A 15338-nucleotide genomic window follows, 5' to 3' on the forward strand; every position below is an offset into this window, starting at 1 on the left:
CTGCGCCTCGCGGGTGCGGGCCGGCGGCCAGCTGACGTCGCACGCCCGGTGCCCGTCGGCGTGGTACTTGCCCTCCTCGGGGAAGAACTCGAGCGTGCCGACCAGCCCGTCGCCGGTGCGCAGCGCGTCGCGCACCCGGTAGTAGTCCAGTTCGGCCGACAGGAGCGTCGCCTCACGCGCCAGCGCGGGCGCCGAGTGCGCGTCGGAGTTCGACACCAGCCGGTACCGGTCGAGGGAGGACACCCGCCAGTTCATCTCCGGGTCGCTGGACAGCCCGGTCTCCACGGCGAAGATGTGGTCGGCCAGGTCGGCGTAGCAGTCGGCGATCGCGTCGAAGCCCGACTTCGAGCCGAGCGCGGAGAACCACGGCGTCCAGATGTGGGCCGGCACCAGGTACCCGTCGGGGCTGGCCTCCAGCGTGATCTCCAGCAGGTCGCGCGAGTCGAGGCCGAGGATCGGGCGGCCGTCGGAGCCCAGGTTGCCGATCCGGCCGAGCGCGGTGTTGAAGCGGGCGACCGCGTCGAAGTCGGGCTGGTAGATCAGGTGGTGCACCTTGCGGGTCTTGTCGCCCCGCTTGTAGATCGTCGAGATCTCCACCGACAGCATGAACCGGACCTCGGGCTCGGACAGCCGCGGGGGCAGCCGGCGCTTGACGCCCGCGTCGCGCTCGGGGTCGAGCCGGAAGAGCCCGGGCTCGGCCGGTACCAGCACTTCGCGCAGGTGGTCGTGCCAGGCCGGGTGGGTGAAGTCGCCGGTGCCGAGCAACGTGATGCCCTTGCGCCGGGCCCACCAGCTGAGGGTCTCCATGCTGAGGTCACGACTGCACGCCCGCGAATACTTCGAGTGGATGTGGAGGTCCGCGACAAAGTTCGAAGGCACGCTGCATCCTGTCACAGCCGCCTCAGGCGACGCCCGCTACGCGCCGTGCAACTCCACGACCGAGATGTCCGGCGGCGCCCCGAAACGCACCGGCGGCCCCCAGAAACCAGCACCGCGCGTGACGTACACCTGCGTGCCGTCCACGTTGCCCAGCCCGGCCACGACCGGCGCCTCCAGCGCCACCAACAGGTTGAACGGCACCATCTGCCCGCCGTGCGTGTGCCCGGAGAGCTGCAGGTCGACGCCGTGCTTCGCCGCGTCGTGGGCCTGGACCGGCTGGTGGGCGAGCAGCACCACCGGCCGCGCCGCGTCCCGCCCGCCGAGCGCCCTGGCGAAGTCCGGCCCGTCGTCGAAGTCGGAGCCGGTCACGTCGTTGACCCCGGCGAGGTCGAGCCCCTGGATGTCGACGCGCTCGTTGCGCAGCACCCGCACGCCGAGCGAGTTCACCTCGTCGACCCACTCCTGGTACCCGGAGAAGTACTCGTGGTTGCCGGTCACGAAGAAGCTTCCGTGCCGCGCCTTCAGGTCCTGCAGCGGCTCCGCGGCGGAGCCGAGTTCGGCGACGCTCCCGTCGACCAGATCGCCGACGACCGCCACCAGGTCGGCGCCGACGGAGTTGATGATCCGCACGATCCGCTCGGTGTGGGCCCGCCCGAGCAGCGGCCCGAGGTGGATGTCGGACACGACCGCGATCTTGAACCCGGCCATGCTCGCCGGCAGCTTCGCCAGCCGGATCGGCACCCGCTTGAGCTGCGGCTCCCCGAGCGCCTGGTACGCCCCGATCCCGACCGCACCGACGGAGAGCGCCCCCGCGGTGGCCGCGAGTGACCGCCCGAGCAGCAACCGCCGCGCCGGATCGAATTTCGGGTCCGGGGCAGCGGGCAACGGCTCAGCAGCGGAGGCAACCGAGGCCGCGGAGGCGGTGGAGTCAGCGGAGGCGGGAGACGCAGCAGAGGCGGTGGACACGGCTGAGGCGGAGGCGGCGACCTCTGCGGCCACCTCGGCGGAAGCGGCCGAGCCCACCCCGGCCGCCGCCGATGCGCGGCGGCGGAGCCACAGGCGCAGGGCCAGGCGGGGTAACTCCAGCAGAGCCAGCGTCACCAGCAGGTAGAACATCACGGCCAGCCACAGGTACCCCGGCCAGGCCAGGATCGCCTGCTGCGAGTGCGGCAGGACCCGGGTGCCGACCAGCGTGACCGGCAGCAGCACGGCGAGGGCGATCACGGCCACCGTGCCCGCGCGGCGCAGGCGGCCCGGGGCGGTGGTGTCCTTGACCAGGCGCTTCCACAGGTAGAAGTGGATGGAGCCGAGGATCAGCAGCACCACCGCGAGGAGCACGAAGATCACGGGATCAGCCGCCCGCGAAGGGTGGGAGGACGTCGACCGTCGCGGTCGGCGGGAGGTCGGCGGTGCGGTCGCGCCAGGAGACGCCGTCGACCAGGAACGAGCAGGCCGTCAAGACCGACGCCAGGTGTGGGCGGTCGGCCGTGATCAGGGTGACCAGCTCGTCGAGCGTCGCCGCTTCGAGCTTCTCCTCGGGCACGCCGGCGGCCGCGCGGGCCCCGGCGAAGTAGCGCACCAGCAGCACGCCGCTCAGCCTCCGATCGCCGACATGGGGCGGATGGGCTGCAGGAAGCGGGGGTCGTCGATCCCGTGGCCGGCCGGCTTGCCCCACATCGCCTTCCGCCACAGGTCGGCCAGCTCCTCGTCGGTCGCGCCGGAGCGCAGGGCCCCGCGCAGGTCGGTCTCGTCCTGGCTGAACAGGCACGAGCGGACGGCGCCGTCGGCCGTGAGCCGGGTGCGGTCGCAGGCACCGCAGAACGGGCTCGACACGCTCGCGATGACGCCGACGCGGGCCGGGCGGCCGTCGACCGCCTCATGGCCCTCGACCAGCCAGGTCTCGGCGGGCGCGCCGCCCCGGCGGGCAGGGTCGGGCAGCAGCGTGAACGCGGAGCGCAGCTGGGCCAGGATCTCGGCGCCGGTGACCATCTCCTCGCGGCGCCAGGTGTGGCCGGCGTCGAGCGGCATCTGCTCGATGAACCGCAGCTCGTAGCCGTGGGCCAGAGCGAACCGCAGCAACGGCACCGCCTCGTCGTCGTTGAGCCCGCGCAGCAGCACCGCGTTCATCTTCACGGGGACCAGGCCGGCCGCGGCGGCCGCGGAGAGGCCGGCGACCACGTCGGCGTGCCGGTCGCGGTGGGTGAGCGCCTTGAACCGGGCCGGGTCGGTGGTGTCGAGCGAGACGTTGACCCGGTCGAGCCCGGCGTCGGCGAGGGGGCCGGCCAGCCGGGTGAGGCCGATGCCGTTGGTGGTCAGCATGGTCTGCGGGCGCGGCTCGAGCGCGGCGACCGCCCGCACGATCTCCGGCAGGCCACGGCGCAGCAGCGGCTCGCCGCCGGTGAACCGCACCTCGGTGACGCCGAGCCGGGTCACGGCGACGGTGATCAGCCGCACGACCTCGTCATCGGTGAGGAGAGTCGGGCTGGGCAGCCAGTCGAGGCCCTCCGCGGGCATGCAGTAACTGCAGCGCAGGTTGCACCGATCGGTCAGCGAGACCCGCAAGTCGGTCGCCACACGGCCGTGCCGATCGGCAAGACCGGCGCCAGGAGGCTCCGAAGCGGTCATGCTCGAAACGGTACCCGAACCCACGCCGGCCAAGCGCCGAAGGCGTCGGCCCCTCAAGCAAGCAACTGACAGTTTTAGAGGGAGCGAACGGTGGATCGGACCGAGTCCCGGTACGCCGCCCCGAACAGGGCCGTATGCACCAGCAACAGATAAAGCCGGTGCAGGGGCACCCTCTCGCGCCAGCCGTCGGACAACGGCCACGCCTCTTGGTAGGCGGCCAATAACCGATCGTAATGAGGTGTACCGCCCCAGAGACCCAGTAGTGCCAGGTCGGTTTCGCGGTGCCCGCCGTGCGCCGCTGGGTCGACCAGCCAGCCGTCGCCGCGCCGATCCCAGACCACGTTGCCCGGCCAGAGGTCGCCGTGGATCCGTGAGGGTGGCTCGTCGCCGCCGTAGGAAGAAATGTCCGACATAATCCGTTCGACGACCGTCGCGTCATCCGAGGTCAACGCGCCACCAAAAACAGAAGTACGCAGAAACGGCGCGAGACGATGAGCGGCGAACCATGCGCCCCACGGCCCCGGCGAAGGGTCGTTCGGCAACGGAGCGGTGCCGATGTACCCGGACCACGAGGCCCCGAAGGACGGCGCACCCGCACGGTGCAGCGACGCGAGCCGCCGACCGAGCCGCTCAGCGCCCGCCGCCGTAGCCTCCCCATGATCGATCCACGTAAGTGCCAGCATGTCGGGAAGAACGGCGATCACCTCCGGTACCAGATCCGGAGCAGCGTCCCGAAGCCACCGCAACCCCTCCGCCTCAGCGGCGAAGAAGCCGGGCGGCGGATCGACCAGCGTCTTGGCGAACAGCGACCCCCCGTCGTCGAGGGTGAGCCGCTGCGCGGTGCAGATCGACCCGCCGGGCACCGGCGTCTCCCGGATCCGCTGGTGCTTGAGGAAGGTCGGCAGCTGCGAGGGATGCGCCTTGAGGTAGTCGAGGTCCATCAGCGCTCCGTTCGCAGGTGGTGCGTGGCGGCCAGCAGCGGCGGCACGAGCGCCCCGCCGACCAGGCTCAACAGGCTCAGGACCCGGTCGGATGTGCCCATGTGACCGGCGTGCAGCGCGTGATAGCCGAAGTGCAGCGTGCCGAACACGGCGGTCGCGATCCCGGCGAGCCAGCTGACGGCCGGCTGGTCGACGACCGACGCGCCCACGAACAGCACCGCCAACGTCAGCATCGTGGCGCCCAGATCGACGACGAGGTGCTGGTTGTACGGCGGGTACGCCGACGTCCACCGCAGCCCGAAGCCAGGAAAGGTGCCGTAGAAGTGCTCGGGGGAGGCCACGGCCCACCCGCCCCACACCAGGTTGACCAGCCCGAGAGCGGCGAACCCGGCGCGCCGGAGGACTCTAGTCGCGGGCGGCCCGGAGAGCTTCACGCGCGTCATCGTACGAGCGCAGGACCTCCCGCACCGGCGCGACGATGTGCGTGGCGGCGACCTCGGCGATCGCGTCGCGCAGCCGGCGCTCGGCCCGCGCCCGGGCCCGGCGGGCGGCGATCCCGACCACGGGCCGGATCACCACCGCGAGCAGCAGCCCGAAGAGCAGGCCGCCGCCGAGCAGCGCGGTGGCCAGCGGCAGCCGGCCGACCTGCGGGCCGTCGAGGTCGGGCAGGCCGAGGAACGCGAAGGCGGCCCGCAGGGCCAGCCAGACCAGCCCGGCCAGGGCGGCCGCCGCGCCCAGCCACTGCAGCGCGCCGACCAGCCGCCACCAGACCGGCTTGCGGGCCATCCCCAGGTCGGCCGAGGCCACGGCGACGTCGAGCGCGTCGGGCACGTCGTCGACCCGGGAGCGCGACGCCTTCGTGACGGCCTCCGGCCACGGCTCGGGCAGCCCGGCCCCGGCCTCCTGGGCGACGTCGCGCGAGGCCAGCGTGACGGCCGCCTTCTGCGCGGCCGTCGACTCGGGCAGCGACGTGGCCGACGGGGTCGGCAGCGGCGCGCTCGGCAGGTGCAGCCGGCGCAGCGGGTCGGGCCGCAGGCGGCGCAGCCAGCGGGCGACGGGCCAGCCGAGCGAGCCCGTGGCGCGGTGGCGGTACGTGCGCTCGGTGGCCTCGACGACGATCGGCACCCCGGCCGCGGCGGACAGCGCCCCGGCGAGCCGGTCGACGGTGCCGCGGGAGATCCGCTCGCCCCCGCCCGTGTCCAGGGCGACGACCGGCTCCAGCCCGTCGACCACCTCGCTGACGTCGCCGGCCAGCCGGCGCAGCGACGACTGCCGGTCGGCGACCGCCCGCTCCAGCGTGGCGCGCAGCGTGGCCAGGCCGGGCTGGCCCTTGGCCGAGGTGGCGAAGGCGGGCACCCCGCCGAGGCCGTCGGCCTCGAGCAGCCGCTGGAGGTCGGCGATGAGCCGCCCGCTGTCGGCGCGGTTGAGCCGGTCGGCCTGGTTGAGCACGACCACGGTGACGTCACGGTGCCGTTGGAAGTTGGCGAGGTACTGCTGGTGAACCACCCGGTCGGCGTACTTCTGCGGGTCGAGCACCCACACGACCAGGTCCACGAGGCGCAGCAGCCGGTCGACCTCCATCCGGTGCCGGGCCTCGATCGAGTCGAAGTCGGGCAGGTCGAGCAGCACCAGCCCGCGCAGGGCGGCCTCGTCCTCGCCGTCGAGCGCGCTCTCGCGGTTGAACCGGCGGCTGGGCGGCACGCCGAGCCAGTCGAGCAGCGGCCCGGCCCCAGCCGGACCCCACACGCAGGCGTGCGCGACGCCGGTCGTCGGGCGGCGGACCCCGACCCGGGACAGCTGGAACTTCGAGATCGCGTTGAACAGGCTGGACTTGCCGCTGCCGGTCGCGCCGGCCAGGGCCACGACGGTGTGCGCGCGGGAGAGGGCCAGCCGCTCGCCGGCCCGGTCGATCACGGTCCGCGCGGTGACCAGCTGCTGCTCGGGCACGTGCTCCTCGGCCGCGCGCACGAACCGGCGCAGCCCGTCGACCCGCGCGACCAGCCGGTCGGCGTCGACCGCCCCGCCGCCCTGGCGCGGGATCACCTGCTTGATCCGTTCGACAAGGCTCATGACGTCCCGTCCAGATCGGCCGCCAGCCGGGCGTTGTGCACCGTCGTGCTCGCGCCGCGCAGGCGGGCGGCCTCGTCCTCGTCGATGCCGGCCCCCTCCAGCGCGCTGCGGAACCGGCCGGACTCCTCGTCGAACAGCGTGGCGACCCGCTCGACGAGGTCGCGGCGGGCCCGCGCGGCCAGTGCCCGGACGGCCTGGTCGCCGAAGATCGCCTCCAGCACCTTCTGCGCGGCCACGGTGGTGCCGCCGGCCACGGCGATCTCGGCGCCGGTCGGGATGAACGCGGTCGCCGCGAAGACGCTGACCATGACCAGCAGGCCGGTGGCGTTGACGGCGTAGGCGCTGGCCCGGGCGAGGACCCGCTTGTCGCCGGCCTCGGTGCGCACGAGCTCGAGGACCGAGCGCTGCCAGTCGCGGATCAGGCGACCGATCCGCTCGTCGAGGTCGTCGGACGGGGCGGTGAGGCTCGGCACGGCGTCGAGCAGCGCGACGCCGGCCGGGTGCGCCCGCCAGGCCGTGGCGGCGTTCTCGGCGGCGTCGGTGGCGGCGCCCTTGAGCAGGACGGACAGCCCGGTGCCGATGGCCTCCTGGAAGCGGGCGCCGGGGGCCGGCCGGCCGGTGATCGCGGCCACCACCCGGTCCCGGGCCTTGCCGACCCGGGCCTGCAGGGCGCGCATGATGTCGCCGGTGCCGACGAGCTCCTGCCAGCGGGCGAGCACCTCGCCGCGCAGCAGCGCGCCGTCGTGGATGCCCTTCTCGACCGACTCGGTGGCGGCCCGGTAGGCGCCGTTGACCGCCTCCTGGAGAACCCGGGCCGCGGCCAGCTGGTCGTCGGCGGCGGCGGAGAGCACCACGATGTCGACGGTGAGGGCGTCGATCGCCCCGGCGACGGTCTGGCGGACGACGGCGGCGCGGGCGTCGGCGTCGCGGGCGAGCCGGGTGAACCAGTCGCGCAGCGGGCCGACCTGCGCCTCGGTGAGCAGGCCCTGGCCGTCGAGGCGGGCCTCGGGCAGGACGAACAGCGGTACCGCACCCAGGTCGTGCTCCTGGAGCATGCTCTTGAGGTGCGGTCCGATCTCGTCGGCCGCGCCGCCGCCGGGGACCCGGTCGAGGACGAGGGCGACCGCCGTGCCCCGGTTGCGTGCGGTGTGCAGCATGCCCCAGGGCACCGCGTCGGCGTACCGGGCGGCGGTGGTGACGAAGAGCCACAGGTCGGCGGCGGCCAGGAGCTGCCCGGCGAGCTGCCGGTTGGCGTCGACGACCGAGTCGATGTCGGGCGCGTCGAGGAAGGCCAGGCCGGGGCTGAGCGCCGGCGCGGAGACCACCTGGAGGGACCGCGGGTCGCTGCTCGGCCCGGACGTGCGCGCGAGCGTCGGCAGGAGGTTGGCCTGGGAGAACCACGGCATGTCGGTCGGGTGGCAGACCAGCACCGGCGCGCGGGTCGTCGGGCGCAGCACCCCGGACGGGCTGACCGGCGTGCGGACCAGGCTGTTGACCAGGGTGGACTTGCCGGCGCCGGTGGAGCCGCCGACGACCACGAGCAGCGGCGCGTCGAGCCGGTCGAGACGGGGGAGCAGGTAGTCGTCGAGCTGGTCGACCATGCCCTTGGCGACCGTCCCCGCGCGCTCGGCGCTGGGTAGCGGCAGGGCGAAGCGGACGGCCCGGACCGTGTCGCGCAGCTCCACGAGCGCCGCGGTGAGGGCGCCGGTCGGCGTCGACTCGGGCGTGCGGGCGCGAGGTGGCCGACCGGAGGACGGGCCATCCGCCGAAGGGCCGGGTGCCGTCGACCGGGCGGACACCGACTCGCCCTGTGTGGTCACGGATAAAGCGTGCACGATGTGACCGGCGAGCGCCATGCAATGGCCGTAAGCATCGATGTCACCCAGCGCAATCTCACCCCGTGACCACCCGGTTGTACGTTAGGTTGCGTCAAGCTCACTCAAGCTCGACTTGACGATCGAGAGTCGCGTGGCACTATTGAGTGACAGTCACTCAACTTCGCAGCCGGCGCCCAACCGCCGCCTGCGGCATGGAGGTCAAGCAGCTATGGCACGTGCGGTCGGCATCGACCTCGGAACCACCAACTCGGTGGTCAGTGTCCTGGAGGGCGGCGAGCCCAGCGTTATCGCCAACGCCGAGGGTGCGCGCACGACGCCGTCCATCGTCGCGTTCGCGCGCAACGGCGAGGTGCTGGTGGGTGAGGTCGCCAAGCGGCAGGCCGTCACCAACCCGGATCGGACGATCCGTTCGGTCAAGCGGGAGATGGGCACCACCTGGGCCATCGACATCGACGGCAAGAAGTACACCCCGCAGGAGATCTCCGCGCGGGTGCTCATGAAGCTCAAGCGTGACGCCGAGGCCTACCTCGGCGAGCAGATCACCGACGCGGTCATCACCGTGCCGGCATACTTCAACGACGCGCAGCGCACCGCCACGAAGGAGGCCGGCGAGATCGCCGGTTTCAACGTGCTGCGCATCGTCAACGAGCCCACCGCGGCCGCCCTGGCCTACGGGCTCGACAAGGGCTCCAAGGAGCAGACCGTCCTGGTCTTCGACCTCGGTGGCGGCACGTTCGACGTCTCGGTGCTGGAGCTGGCCGAGGGTGTCGTCGAGGTCAAGTCGACCTCCGGTGACAACCACCTCGGTGGCGACGACTGGGACGAGCGGATCATCGACCACCTGGTGAAGACGTTCCGCGGCCAGCACGGCATCGACCTGGCGGCCGACAAGATGGCGATGCAGCGGCTCAAGGAGGCGGCCGAGAAGGCCAAGATCGAGCTGTCCGCCGCGACGACGACCTCGATCAACCTGCCCTACATCACCGCCGGCCCGGACGGGCCGCTGCACCTGGACACCCAGCTGTCCCGGGCGGAGTTCCAGCGCATGACGCAGGACCTGCTGGACCGCACCAAGGTGCCGTTCGAGCAGGCGATCAAGGACGCCGGCATCAAGCTGTCCGCGCTCGACCACGTCATCCTCGTCGGCGGCTCGACCCGCATGCCGGCCGTGACCGACCTGGTCAAGCAGTTGACCGGCCGCGAGCCCAACAAGGGCGTCAACCCGGACGAGGTCGTCGCCGTCGGCGCCGCCCTGCAGGCCGGCGTGCTCAAGGGCGAGGTCAAGGACGTGCTGCTCCTCGACGTCACCCCGCTGTCCCTCGGCATCGAGACCAAGGGCGGCATCATGCACAAGCTGGTCGAGCGCAACACGACCATCCCGACCAAGCGGTCCGAGGTCTACACCACGGCCGACGACAACCAGCCCTCCGTGCTCATCCAGGTCTTCCAGGGCGAGCGCGAGATGGCGGCCTACAACAAGCGTCTCGGCACCTTCGAGCTGACCGGCATCGCGCCGGCGCCGCGCGGCGTGCCGCAGATCGAGGTCACCTTCGACATCGACGCCAACGGCATCGTGCACGTGTCCGCCAAGGACCTCGGCACGGGCAAGGAGCAGTCGATGACGATCACCGGCGGCTCGGCGCTGCCGAAGGACGACATCGAGCGGATGATGCGCGACGCGCAGGACCACGCCGACGACGACAAGCGCCGCCGCGAGGAGGCCGAGACCCGCAACCTGGCCGAGGCCCTGCAGTGGCAGACCGAGAAGTTCCTTGCCGAGAGCGGCGACAAGATCCCGGCTGACGCCCGCGAGCAGATGAACGAGGCGCTGGGCGACCTGCGCAGCGCGCTCGGCGGCAACGACACCGAGCGGATCAAGGCGGCGCACGAGAAGCTGGCCCAGGTCTCGCAGCAGGCCGGCAGCGCGCTCTACGAGCAGCAGCGGCAGCAGCAAGCGCCGGGCGGCGACGCCCCGGGTGCCGGCGCGGCCGGTGCGTCGGCCGGTGGCACGACGGCGGGCAACGGCCCGGACGACGTCGTCGACGCCGAGATCATCGATGAGGACAACAAGAAGTGACCGACGAGAACCGCGCCGCCGGCTCGGAGGAGCCGGCGGAGCGCGTTGTGATCACCGAGGAACCGAAGGAAGAGACCGCGGAGGAGGCGAACGTGGAGGTCGACGAGGCCGAAACCGAAACCGGGACTCCCGGGCCGGTGGCCGAGCCCGACGCGGTGGAGGGCGAGATCGTGGACGAGGCGTTCACAGTCCACGCGCCGCCGGCCGACGAGCCCGGCGCGGCGGCCGCGCAGGGCACCACCGACGACGCGCACCAGCACGGCCTCGGCGCCGAGCTGGCGGCGCTGCGGACGGAGCTCGACGAGCGCACGCGTGACCTCCAGCGGGTCACGGCCGAGTATGCGAACTACCGCAAGCGGGTCGAGCGGGACCGGGCCCTCGTGGTCGAGCAGGCCACCGGCAACGTGCTGGGTGCGCTGCTGCCGGTGCTCGACGACCTCGACCGGGCGCGCGACCACGGCGACCTGGTCGGCCCGTTCGGGGCGGTCGCGGAGCAGCTCGTCGCCGCGCTGACGAAGTTCGGGCTGACCGTGTTCGGCTCCAAGGGCGACCCGTTCGACCCCACTCGCCACGAGGCGGTGGCCCACCTGACGTCGGCCGAGGTGACCGAGCCCACATGTATCGACGTGATGCGGCGCGGCTACCTTCTCGGCGAGCGCCTGCTGCGGCCCGCGCTCGTCGCGGTCGCCGACCCGGAGTAGACGAACGCCTGGAGGAGGTGGCGCGATGAGTTCGAAGGACTGGTTGGAAAAGGATTTCTACGCGGTTCTGGGCGTCACCAAATCCGCTTCCACCGACGAGATCAAGAAGGCGTACCGCAAGCTCGCCCGCGAGCTGCACCCCGACCGCAACCCGAACAACGCGGCGGCCGAGGAGCGGTTCAAGGCGGTGTCCGAGGCCTACGACGTGCTCTCCGACGAGCGTCGTCGCAAGGAGTACGACGAGATGCGGTCGCTGTTCGGTGCGGGGCAGTTCCGCCGCAACGCGCGGGCCGGCGGCCCGGCCGGTGCGGGTGGGTTCGACTTCACCGACCTGTTCGGGAACGGTGCCGCGGGTGCTCCCCGCGGCGCCGGTGGCGGCGGGGGTGGCGGTGGCGACCGCCGGTTCGGCGGTGCCGGCTTCTCCGACCTGTTCAGCTCGATCTTCTCGGGCGGCGGCGGGGGCGGCCCGGCCGGCGCGCCGGCCGGGCGGCGGGCGCGCGGGCGGGACGTCGAGACCGAGGTGGTGCTCAACTTCGCCGACGCGGTGCAGGGCGCGACGCTGCCGATCACGCTGCGCACGCCGGGCACCTGCGACACCTGCCACGGCAACGGCGCGGCGCCCGGCACGTCCCCGCGGACCTGCCCCAAGTGCCGCGGGCTCGGCGTGGTGAGCACCAACCAGGGCTCGTTCAGCTTCACCGAGCCGTGCCGTGAGTGCCAGGGCGTCGGCACGATCGTTGACGAGAAGTGCCCGGAGTGCCACGGCACCGGCGGGGTCACCAAGACCCGCACGATCAACGTGCGGATCCCCGCCGGCGTCGCCGACGGCCAGCGCATCCGGCTGGCCGGCCGCGGCGAGCCGGGCGCGCGCGGTGGCGCGGCCGGCGACCTGTTCGTGCTGATCAAGGTCCGTGCCGACCCGGTCTTCGGCCGGTCGGGCGACGACCTGACGCTGACGGTGCCGGTGTCGTTCGCCGAGGCGGCCCTCGGGGCCGACCTGCGGGTGCCGACGCTCGACGCGACCGTGCTGCTGCGGGTGCCCCCGGGCACGCCGAGCGGGCGGACGCTGCGGGTGCGGGGCAAGGGCGTCACCCGGCGCGACGGCAACGTGGGCGACCTGCTGGTCACCATCGACGTCCACGTGCCGGCCGAGCTGTCCGAGGAGGCTCGGCAGGCACTGACCGACTTCGCGGCAGCGGCGCCGCCGGCGCCGCGCGAGCGGCTCGACGCGATCGCACGGGAGCGCAGTAGCTATGAGCAGCGGTGACAACGGCGAGGACCGCGAAATCTTCCTCACGTTCGAGGCGGTTTCCGACGCCAAGGTGCTGATCATTTCCATCGCGGCCAGGCTGGCCGGGATGCACCCACAGACCCTGCGGCAGTACGACCGCATGGGCCTGGTGCAGCCCGGCCGCACCTCCGGCGGCGGCCGCCGCTACAGCGAGCGCGACGTCGCGCTCCTGCGCGAGGTGCAGCGGCTCAGCCAGGAGGAGGGCGTCAACCTCGCCGGCATCAAGCGGATCATCGAGCTCGAGGGCATCGTCGGCGACCTGCGGCAGCGGGTGGCCGAGCTCGAGGACGAGCTGATCCGCACGCGGTCCCGGCTGGCCCAGCTCGAGGCGGCGGGCTTTCCGCGCCGCGATCTGGTCCCGCAGCATCAGCACCAGACGGCACTGGTCGTCTGGCGACCGGGTCGCAAGGACGTTTGAGCGCCGCGGGCGCCGGGCATCCTGACAGCAGGGAATGGTGCGGTTGTTCCGGAGGCTGACCGGGATGCTCGCGCAGGGGTGTGGTCACCTCGGAAGGGCGTCCATTGCGGGCGCCCTTCCGGCCGTTGCGGGCAAACTCAGGCCAGCCGGCGCGGCTGGCGGACCAGGCCGCCCTCGCACCAGTCGTGATACTCGAACAGCTCCGGCCGGGCGAGCAGCATCCGGGCGTTGTGCGCCCACGTGGTGAGCAGCTCGTCGCCGTTCTCCTCGGCCTGCTCGACGAACTTCCGCAGCCGCCGCTTCGGGTGGGCCCGGAAGTGCGTGCGGATGCCGTCGGCGGCGTAGATGTAGAGGCAGTGCAGCGCGAACCGGCGCGCCGGGCAGGCCGGGTCCATCGCCAGGTCGAACAGCGTGCCGATGAGCCGGTCACCCGCGACGAGCAGGTCCCAGTCGGGCGGCATGGTCTGGAGCACGCTCGCGTCCGGGTGATAGGCCCACGCGCGCAGCTCGGCAGGAGTAGGGTCTACCGGGTTCGCGAAGCCTCGGAATCCCGCTTGTGTCACGCTCACCGTCTGCTCCCGTGGCCAGCGGGCTGAGTTATCGCCAGAGGTCCTGGGTCCGGCGACACGGTAGCCCGCCACCTGGCGACAGCGGAAGAGCCGAAGGGATTGGTTACCCTCCGGATACGCCGAAAATTCCGTAAAAATCATGTTTCCCGCACCGCAAAACGTGGGATGTCAATGGTTCGGCGGGGGTCTACAGTGTCGTCGTGAGCAGCGAGCGCCCGGACATGCGCATCTCCGACGCCGAGCGCGAGCGAGTGGTTGCCCAGCTCAATGACGCCGTCGCCGAGGGCCGGCTCACGCTGTCGGAGTTCGAGGAGCGGGTCGACGGCGTCCTGCGCTCGCGGACCTTCGCCGAGATCGAGCCCTATGTCGGTGACCTGCCGGTCCGCACCCCGGCCACCGCGCCCGACCTGCTGCCGATCCGCAACCGCTCGTCGAGCCTCAAGCGCCAGGGCCGCTGGACGGTGCCGCGGCGGATCGCGATCACCACCCGCTCCGGCGCCGTGAAGCTCGACTTCACCGAGGCCGTGTTCCTGCAGCACGAGGTGCAGATCGACATCGAGTCGCGGTCGAGCTCGATCGACCTGGTCCTGCCGGCCGGGGCCTCCGCCGACGTCGACCAGATCGACAACCACGCCAGCTCGGTCAAGACCAAGGTGCCGGCGGTCTACGACGCCGCCGGCCAGGGCGTGGTCTTCCGGATCAACGGCGAGCTGCGCAGCAGCAGCGTCCGCGTGCGGTATCAGCGACGGTTCTGGTGGTGGCGTTGGTAGCAGCCCGGCGCCGAGCCCTGGCCGTCGCGCTGGCCGCCGTTCTCATCGCGACGCTCACCGCCGGCGGATGCCAGCCGGAGGAGACCCCGCAGGCCGAGGAGCCCGCGCCGGACGTCTCCTACGCGGAGCTTCCGCCCGCCCCTACCGGCTCCGAAGACCCGCACAACCGGCAGAACGTCGTGCCCGTGCCCAAGGGCACCTCGCCGCGGGCCGTCGAGTTCGCCGACCCCGACACGGGCTACGCCCTCTTCAGCTCCTGCGTGGCCGGCCAGGCCTGCGAGGTCGGGCTGGTGCTCACCCTCGACGGCGGCAGCAGTTGGGTCGCCCGCAAGCTGCCGTTCGACGACGCCACCGAGGTCGACATGCGCCTCGGCCGGGGCAACGTGCTCATCCTCAAGGCGGCGCCGACGGGCTGGTTCATCTCCCGCGACACCGGCCGCACGTTCCAGCAGCGGCCGATGGAGCCGGCGCCGGTCGAGCTCAACCTGACCGAGCCGCGCTACCAGGCCAGCTGTCCCGAGGTCGGGGCCAGCGAGTGCCCGGCCCGGCAGCTCACCCAGGTCGCCGACGACGGCACCCGCACCGCGATCACCGACAAGCCGCCGGGCAACCACGCCTTCACCAGCATCGCGGTGACCGAGGACAACCGGATGTGGGTGTCCTCGAAGACGACCGACGGCACCGCCCCGACGATCTCGGTGTGGTACAGCTCCGACGGCGGGAAGCACTGGGTCGCCGACGGCAGCGTCCGCCCGCTGGACCCGACCGCCGACCCCAAGCTCGTCGTCGACCCGTCCGGCACCGCCGTCTGGCTGGTCGGCGGCCGGTTCGCGGCGCGCCGCAACGGGGCCGGCTCCTGGACCGAGGCGACCGCGATGCGCGAGCTGTCCGAGGTGTACAGCGCCGAGGTGCTCCCGCGGGGCCGGGTGCTGGTCGCCACCGGCCAGGGCGTCTGGCTGGTCGACCTGGAGCAGAAGGTCCGCGACACGGCGGCCCGCACCATCTTCCGGCTGCGCCGGCTCGGCCAGACGACCGTCCTGGGCTATCCGGCGCAGCAGTCCGGCGAGGTTTGGTTGTGCTCCGTGGAGGAGAAGGACGGGAAATGTGACTGGTCGCGTGTCGCGGTCACTGCCCGCTGAGACTTGAGTGGAATAGACTC

The 15338-nt window shown here is 72.5% G+C and carries 15 protein-coding genes; 6 read left to right on the forward strand and 9 right to left on the reverse strand.

The genetic code is table 11. The annotated features are described in order from the left end of the window. The 8 genes from ABZS66_RS32065 to ABZS66_RS32100 all read right to left on the reverse strand — a co-directional run. Positions 1-894 (reverse strand): endonuclease Q family protein (locus ABZS66_RS32065; protein ID WP_354764225.1); only part of this gene is annotated, 894 nt, incomplete at its 3' end. Positions 895-915: 21 nt separating this feature from the next. After that, a complete protein-coding gene (locus ABZS66_RS32070) occupies positions 916-2223 on the reverse strand; it encodes a metallophosphoesterase (RefSeq protein WP_354764296.1) in 1308 nt (435 codons plus the stop codon). Between the two features lie 7 nt (positions 2224-2230). Next, positions 2231-2476 (reverse strand): MoaD/ThiS family protein, encoded by a 246-nt coding sequence (locus tag ABZS66_RS32075; RefSeq protein ID WP_354764298.1) that lies wholly within the window; start codon positions 2474-2476, stop codon positions 2231-2233. Then, positions 2473-3504 (reverse strand): GTP 3',8-cyclase MoaA, encoded by a 1032-nt coding sequence (gene moaA / locus ABZS66_RS32080; RefSeq protein ID WP_354764227.1) that lies wholly within the window; start codon positions 3502-3504, stop codon positions 2473-2475. The genes ABZS66_RS32075 and moaA overlap by 4 nt, the downstream gene beginning before the upstream one ends. Before the next feature lie 74 nt (positions 3505-3578). Then, entirely contained in the window at positions 3579-4445 is an 867-nt protein-coding gene (locus ABZS66_RS32085; protein WP_354764228.1) for a fructosamine kinase family protein, read from the reverse strand. After that, positions 4445-4879, reverse strand: coding sequence for a hypothetical protein (locus ABZS66_RS32090; RefSeq protein ID WP_354764229.1), 435 nt, complete (start codon positions 4877-4879; stop codon positions 4445-4447). The genes ABZS66_RS32085 and ABZS66_RS32090 overlap by 1 nt, the downstream gene beginning before the upstream one ends. Then, entirely contained in the window at positions 4851-6515 is a 1665-nt protein-coding gene (locus tag ABZS66_RS32095; RefSeq protein ID WP_354764231.1) for a GTPase, read from the reverse strand. Before ABZS66_RS32095 ends, ABZS66_RS32090 begins: the two co-directional genes overlap by 29 nt. Then, on the reverse strand, positions 6512-8335 hold the full coding sequence (locus tag ABZS66_RS32100) for an ABC transporter (protein WP_354764233.1): 1824 nt from the start codon (positions 8333-8335) through the stop codon (positions 6512-6514). The genes ABZS66_RS32095 and ABZS66_RS32100 overlap by 4 nt, the downstream gene beginning before the upstream one ends. 226 nt (positions 8336-8561) lie before the next feature. Between ABZS66_RS32100 and dnaK the strand changes: the two genes are divergently transcribed. The 4 genes from dnaK to ABZS66_RS32120 are packed head-to-tail and all read left to right on the forward strand — an operon-like array spanning position 8562 to position 12840. Beyond that, on the forward strand, positions 8562-10430 hold the full coding sequence (dnaK, locus tag ABZS66_RS32105) for a molecular chaperone DnaK (RefSeq protein WP_354764235.1): 1869 nt from the start codon (positions 8562-8564) through the stop codon (positions 10428-10430). 47 nt (positions 10431-10477) lie between these two features. After that, positions 10478-11131: a nucleotide exchange factor GrpE gene (gene grpE, locus ABZS66_RS32110; RefSeq protein WP_354764300.1), complete on the forward strand. Its 654-nt coding sequence runs from the start codon at positions 10478-10480 to the stop codon at positions 11129-11131. A 25-nt stretch (positions 11132-11156) separates the two neighbouring features. Further along, positions 11157-12398 (forward strand): molecular chaperone DnaJ, encoded by a 1242-nt coding sequence (gene dnaJ, locus ABZS66_RS32115; RefSeq protein ID WP_354764237.1) that lies wholly within the window; start codon positions 11157-11159, stop codon positions 12396-12398. After that, entirely contained in the window at positions 12385-12840 is a 456-nt protein-coding gene (locus ABZS66_RS32120) for a helix-turn-helix transcriptional regulator (RefSeq protein ID WP_354764239.1), read from the forward strand. The genes dnaJ and ABZS66_RS32120 overlap by 14 nt, the downstream gene beginning before the upstream one ends. A 137-nt stretch (positions 12841-12977) precedes the next feature. On the opposite strand, the gene ABZS66_RS32125 is transcribed toward ABZS66_RS32120, so the two are convergent. Continuing rightward, positions 12978-13409, reverse strand: a complete 432-nt coding sequence (locus tag ABZS66_RS32125) for a hypothetical protein (RefSeq protein ID WP_354764241.1) — start codon at positions 13407-13409, stop codon at positions 12978-12980. A 200-nt stretch (positions 13410-13609) separates the two neighbouring features. On the opposite strand from ABZS66_RS32125, the gene ABZS66_RS32130 reads away from it, so the two are divergent. Further along, complete coding sequence (locus ABZS66_RS32130; protein WP_354764243.1) at positions 13610-14179, forward strand: DUF1707 domain-containing protein; 570 nt, start codon at positions 13610-13612, stop codon at positions 14177-14179. Then, complete coding sequence (locus ABZS66_RS32135) at positions 14167-15318, forward strand: sialidase family protein (protein ID WP_354764245.1); 1152 nt, start codon at positions 14167-14169, stop codon at positions 15316-15318. The genes ABZS66_RS32130 and ABZS66_RS32135 overlap by 13 nt, the downstream gene beginning before the upstream one ends. Positions 15319-15338 lie beyond the last annotated feature (20 nt).

The organism is Dactylosporangium sp. NPDC005572, assembly GCF_040605515.1.
GTDB lineage: Bacteria > Actinomycetota > Actinomycetes > Mycobacteriales > Micromonosporaceae > Dactylosporangium.